This window comes from Caulobacter sp. P1_B12_2 (genome assembly GCF_056406675.1).
In genome coordinates this window covers 1-2,219 of record NZ_JBFTZS010000599.1, presented here as the reverse complement: position 1 = coordinate 2,219, position 2,219 = coordinate 1, and the positions used below count along the sequence as shown (strand labels likewise).

The following is a 2,219-nucleotide window of genomic DNA, read 5'->3' as shown; positions in this document are numbered from 1 at the left end:
GCCATAGGCGCCGAACGGGTGGAAATAGCTGTGGCTCTTGCCGATCAGGAAGATCCACGGCCAGGCGAAGTTGTCGGAGATGTAGCCGCCCAGGATCGGGCCGCAGATCGGCGCCACCAGGGTGGTCATCGACCAGATGGCCAGAGCCGTCCCGCGCTTGTGAGCCGGGAAGATCATGATCAGCAGGGCTTGCGAGCCGGGGATCATCGGCCCCGAGACCAGGCCTTGCAGGATGCGGAAGCCGATCAGCGACGGCAGGTTCCAGGACACGCCGCACAGGAACGAGGCCAGGGTGAACAACAGAACCGAGGCGACGAAGGTCTTCACCACGCCGTAGCGGCCCATCAGCCAGCCGGTCAGCGGCACCGACACGCCGTTGGCCACGGCGAACGAGGTGATCACCCAGGTGCCTTGGCTGGTGCTGACGCCCAGATTGCCGGCGATGGTCGGGATCGAGACGTTGGCGATGGTGCTGTCCAGCACCTGCATGAAGGTGCCCAGCGCCAGGGCGATCGAGGTGACCGCCAGCATCATGCCGGCCATCGGTGCGGGGCCGGCGGCGGGCGTTGCGGCGGCGGGGGAGGAGTCCTGGTCGGCCATGCGGCGCTTCCTTGGAGGGGCTTAGGGGCGCGGGGCTACTTGGAGATGTCGATGGCGGCCTTCATCGACAGGCCGACGCGCAGCGGGTGGGCCTTCAGTTCGGCCGGGTCCAACTGGATGCGGACCGGAAGACGTTGGACCACCTTGATCCAGTTGCCCGATGCGTTCTGGGCCGGGATCAGCGAGAAGGCCGCGCCCGTGCCGCCCGACAGGCCCTTCACCCGGCCGTGGAATTTCACGCCGCCGCCGTAGAGGTCGGAGGTCAGGGTCACCGGCTGGCCGATGCGGACCTTGTCCAGCTGCACTTCCTTGAAGTTGGCGTCGACGAAGGCGTCGGTGGTCGGGACGACGGCCATCAGCGGGGCGCCGATCGTGACCTGTTGGCCCACCTGAACGTTCTTCTTGGACACCACGCCGGCCAGGGGGGCGCGCAGCACGGTGCGATCCAGGGACAGCTGGGCGCTGGCGAGGCGGGCCTCGGCGGCGGCGATTTCCGGGTTCTTGTTGGCGGGCAGGCCCGAGATCAGCGCGGTGTTGACCTCGCGGTTGCCCGCCGCGGCGGCGCGTGTGGCCTTGGCTTGGGCGAGCGCGGCGCGGGCTTCGGCCACGGCCGACTGGGCGTTCGTGAACCGGCTCTGGGCGATGGTCAGTTCCTCGCCGGAGACCGCGCCGGAGTCCGACAGGGCCTTGCGGCGCGAGAGCTCGACCCGCGCCTGTTCGAAGCTGGCCTGAGCGCCGGTGACCGCCGCGTTGGCGCGGGCGATGTCGGCGTCTCGGGCCAAGACCTGACCGGCCAGGGCGTCGTCGCTGGCGAAATAGCCCTGCACCTTGCGCTGGGCCTGGCCGAGCGCGGCCTGGGCGGAAAGGACGGCGATCCGGGCGTCGGCGTCGTCGATCACCACCAGCGGCTGGCCGGCGACGACGGTCTGGGTCTCGGAGACCAGAACCTTGGCGACCGGCCCGCTGATCAGCGGCGTCACCTGGGCGACCTCGGCCCCGACATAGGCGTTGTCGGTCTCGACGTGGCGCGAGCCGATGAAGACGGCGTAGAGCACCCAGAGCACGACGCCGATGACGACCACGACGGCGAGGCCGGTCAGCAGTTGTCGACGATTGCCGTTGGGCTTGCCCGTGGTTTGGGCGGTGGAGGCGGTGTCGGCCATGGGGGAGGTCCTGAAGGCGCGAAAAGCGGAAGTGGCGAAGAAGGGTTCGAGTTGGGCTCAGGTCGGGGCGAAACCGCCGCCCAGGGCGCGCACCAGAGCGACGTCCAGGGTCAGGGCGCGGCTTTCCAGATCGGCGACGATCCGGCGCTGGGACAGCACCGCAAGCTCGGCGATCAGTACGTTCTGATAGGTCGAAAGGCCGCCCCGATAGCGCAGACGGGCGATGCGGAAGCCATCCTCGTTGGCGGCCAGGGCGGCGCGGCTTTCGCTCAGCCGCGTGTCCAGGGCCCGTTCGCTGGCGGCCACGTCGGCGACGTCGCGTAGAGCCTGGGTGACGGCGGAGTCGTAGGCGGCCACGGCGCCGTCGCGGTCGGCCTCCGCGGCGCGGAGGTTGGCCTTCAGGCGTCCGCCCTCGAAGATCGGCAGGTTGACGGCGGGGCCGACGCTGCCGACGTC

General features: G+C 69.8%; 3 protein-coding genes. All 3 read right to left on the bottom strand.

What is annotated here, in order from left to right:
• The coding region (locus AC1DZ6_RS23855; protein ID WP_477099588.1) for an MFS transporter at positions 1–600 on the bottom strand (600 nt) is incomplete at its 3' end.
• Between the two features lie 35 nt (positions 601–635).
• A complete protein-coding gene (locus tag AC1DZ6_RS23850; protein ID WP_477099587.1) occupies positions 636–1,763 on the bottom strand; it encodes an EmrA/EmrK family multidrug efflux transporter periplasmic adaptor subunit in 1,128 nt (375 codons plus the stop codon).
• Positions 1,764–1,820: 57 nt separating this feature from the next.
• On the bottom strand, positions 1,821–2,219 hold a 399-nt coding region (locus AC1DZ6_RS23845), incomplete at its 5' end, for a TolC family protein (protein WP_477099586.1).